General features: G+C 53.1%; 2 protein-coding genes and 1 pseudogene. All 3 read left to right on the top strand.

Annotated elements, in window-relative coordinates; all coding sequences use genetic code 11:
• Positions 1-491 precede the first annotated feature (491 nt).
• Positions 492-2,033 (top strand): IS91-like element ISCR1 family transposase, encoded by a 1,542-nt coding sequence (locus M0415_RS21210; protein WP_000050481.1) that lies wholly within the window; start codon positions 492-494, stop codon positions 2,031-2,033.
• A 287-nt stretch (positions 2,034-2,320) separates the two neighbouring features.
• Positions 2,321-2,977: a quinolone resistance pentapeptide repeat protein QnrA1 gene (locus M0415_RS21205; RefSeq protein ID WP_012579084.1), complete on the top strand. Its 657-nt coding sequence runs from the start codon at positions 2,321-2,323 to the stop codon at positions 2,975-2,977.
• A 75-nt stretch (positions 2,978-3,052) separates the two neighbouring features.
• A pseudogene (locus M0415_RS21200) lies at positions 3,053-3,167 on the top strand (SMR family transporter); the annotation flags it as partial.

Here is a 3,167-nt window from a genome sequence, read left to right as displayed (position 1 = left end):
GATCTGCGAAGCGCAATCACCTTCTCGGAAACCCTCGCGAAATTTCGCAGTCGCGACGCCAGAGACCGAGGGTTAGATCATGCCTAGCATTCACCTTCCGGCCGCCCGCTAAATATCTCCTTTTGGGTTGTTAATAAAACATCCAATAAGTTGACTGTGCGTGAAAAAGAAAGTTTTGTGTGATGGCGTTGAAGATCGCACCGTTAAGCTCTTATGTGGGATGGTGCAGAGCTCGACGACTACCGATAAAACGCAACCGCCGCAAACAGACAAGAAAAAGCCCCAACTGATAACAGTTGGGGCTTCAGTATTGTGATTGGTGGAGCAATAGCACCCTGAACCCAAAACCTTCTCGCTCAACCGGTAGTGGCTGATAACAACTCGTGAGGGCTATTGCGGGTTAAGCATTTAGCGATGTCTAGGGCCAGACTGGACGTCTGAACGCAAGCCGCTGATACTGTACATAACCACAGTATCAGCGGAGGATACCCATGTCGCTGGCAAGGAACGCCACGGCGAGTCAATCGCCCACTCAAACAAACGGTTACGAACGCCACCAACCCGACCAGACGCTGCTCTACCAGCTGGTTGAGCAGCACTACCCAGCCTTCAAAGCCTCACTCGAAGCCCAAGGTCAACACCTGCCTCGCTACATCCAACAAGAATTCAACGACCTCCTCCAATGTGGCCGTCTGGAGTATGGTTTCATGCGGGTTCGCTGCGAGGATTGTCATCACGAGCGTCTGGTCGCCTTCAGCTGTAAACGACGCGGCTTTTGCCCTAGCTGCGGTGCCCGCCGGATGGCCGAGAGTGCGGCGCTGCTGATAGACGAAGTCTTCCCCAAGGAGCCCATTCGCCAGTGGGTGCTCAGCTTTCCTTTCCAGCTACGCTTTTTGCTGGCTCGCCATCCCCAGCTGATGGGCCAGGTCTTGAGTATCGTCTATCGTACACTCTCAACTCATCTGATCAAAAAAGCCGGTTACACCAAAGCCTCTGCACAAACTGGCTCAGTGACTCTTATCCAACGCTTTGGCTCCGCGCTAAATCTCAATGTCCACTACCACATGCTGTTTCTCGATGGTGTCTATGCCGAAGATGACTATGGCAAGCAACGCTTCCATCGTGTCAAGGCACCCACTTACGATGAGCTGAATACGCTCGCTCACACCCTCAGCCATCGCATCGCTCGCTGCATGGAAAAGCGTGGGATTTTGGAGCGTGATGCCGAGAATACGTGGTTGACACTGGAAGAGGGCGAAGACGATACGCTGACTCAATTACATGGTGCTTCGGTTACGTATCGCATTGCCGTCGGCCCCCAGCAAGGGCGCAAAGTCTTCACCCTGCAAACCTTGCCAGGGCGTGAGGATAAAGCCGACTCAAGCAGTCGAGTAGCCAACCATGCTGGTTTCTCGCTACACGCCGGTGTGATGGCCGAAGCGCATCAGCGGGATAAGCTTGAGCGCTTGTGTCGCTACATTAGTCGGCCAGCGGTTTCAGAAAAACGTCTGGCATTAACCGCCAATGGGCAGGTGCGTTACGAGCTCAAAACTCCGTACCGCAATGGCACCACCCATGTGATCTTCGAGCCGCTGGACTTCATCGCCAAACTCGCTGCGTTGGTACCTAAGCCGCGAGTCAACCTCACACGCTTCCACGGCGTCTTTGCACCGAACAGCAAACACCGAGTTCAAGTAACACCCGCCAAGCGGGGCAAGAAGCCCGACAAATCGGAAGGTCTCGATACTAACTGGCGTGACAAGAGTCCTGCAGAGCGCCACCGCGCCATGACCTGGATGCAACGCCTCAAGCGAGTCTTCAATATTGATATTGAAGTCTGCGAACACTGCGGCGGTCACGTCAAAGTGATTGCCAGCATCGAAGATCCGAAGGTCATTGAGCAGATTCTCAAGCATCTGAAACAGAAAACAGCCAAGGCGAATGCCGCCAAGCAGCGTGAGCTGCCACCAGAACGAGCGCCGCCACTGACTCCCAGCCTGTTCGATCCATCACAGAGTCGTCTCTTTGACTGACGACCCCAAATCCAACACTGCTCAACACTGCCAACTTTTAAACGGGGCGGTGGGGCAGTTTGTATCTCTCGAGCTATCAGGCTAGAGATTTTACCGCCAAATCGAACCTTATTAGAGCGGTTTAGGCTGGACCGGCAGTTAAAATTGGGGCTTGAGCGGTAAACGAGTGAGGGAATTTCAGGTAAGATACTTCGGATGAGGAGCAAAAAGGTGGTTTATACTTCCTATACCCGCCTAGGCAAAGCTCGCCGAAAGAGTTAGCACCCTCCCTGATTAAAGGAAGCCGTATGGATATTATTGATAAAGTTTTTCAGCAAGAGGATTTCTCACGCCAGGATTTGAGTGACAGCCGTTTTCGCCGCTGCCGCTTTTATCAGTGTGACTTCAGCCACTGTCAGCTGCAGGATGCCAGTTTCGAGGATTGCAGTTTCATTGAAAGCGGCGCCGTTGAAGGGTGTCACTTCAGCTATGCCGATCTGCGCGATGCCAGTTTCAAGGCCTGCCGTCTGTCTTTGGCCAACTTCAGCGGTGCCAACTGCTTTGGCATAGAGTTCAGGGAGTGCGATCTCAAGGGCGCCAACTTTTCCCGGGCCCGCTTCTACAATCAAGTCAGCCATAAGATGTACTTCTGCTCGGCTTATATCTCAGGTTGCAACCTGGCCTATACCAACTTGAGTGGCCAATGCCTGGAAAAATGCGAGCTGTTTGAAAACAACTGGAGCAATGCCAATCTCAGCGGCGCTTCCTTGATGGGCTCAGATCTCAGCCGCGGCACCTTCTCCCGCGACTGTTGGCAACAGGTCAATCTGCGGGGCTGTGACCTGACCTTTGCCGATCTGGATGGGCTCGACCCCAGACGGGTCAACCTCGAAGGAGTCAAGATCTGTGCCTGGCAACAGGAGCAACTGCTGGAACCCTTGGGAGTAATAGTGCTGCCGGATTAGCTCGAATGCAAACACAAGAGGCAAATATCACTTGAGTTCCGCGCTGCAACAAGGCAGATTCTGCTATAGCAGAGTATTACTCTGGTTCTGAAATCCATCCCTGTCGGTGTTGCTTATGCAGTCTGGTCGGGACTCGGCGTCGTCATAATTACAGCCATTGCCTGGTTGCTTCATGGGCAAAAGCTTGATG

Origin of the sequence: Shewanella sp. 10B (assembly GCF_023475885.1) — a bacterium.
Classification (GTDB): Bacteria; Pseudomonadota; Gammaproteobacteria; order Enterobacterales; family Shewanellaceae; genus Shewanella; species Shewanella mangrovisoli.
This window is presented reverse-complemented; position numbering and strand designations above follow the sequence as displayed.

Excerpts from the sequence above, each read along its gene's own strand:
- M0415_RS21210 (WP_000050481.1), top strand. The coding sequence starts at position 492 with ATGTCGCTGGCAAGGAACGCCACGGCGAGTCAATCGCCCACTCAAACA.
- M0415_RS21205 (WP_012579084.1), top strand. The coding sequence starts at position 2,321 with ATGGATATTATTGATAAAGTTTTTCAGCAAGAGGATTTCTCACGCCAG.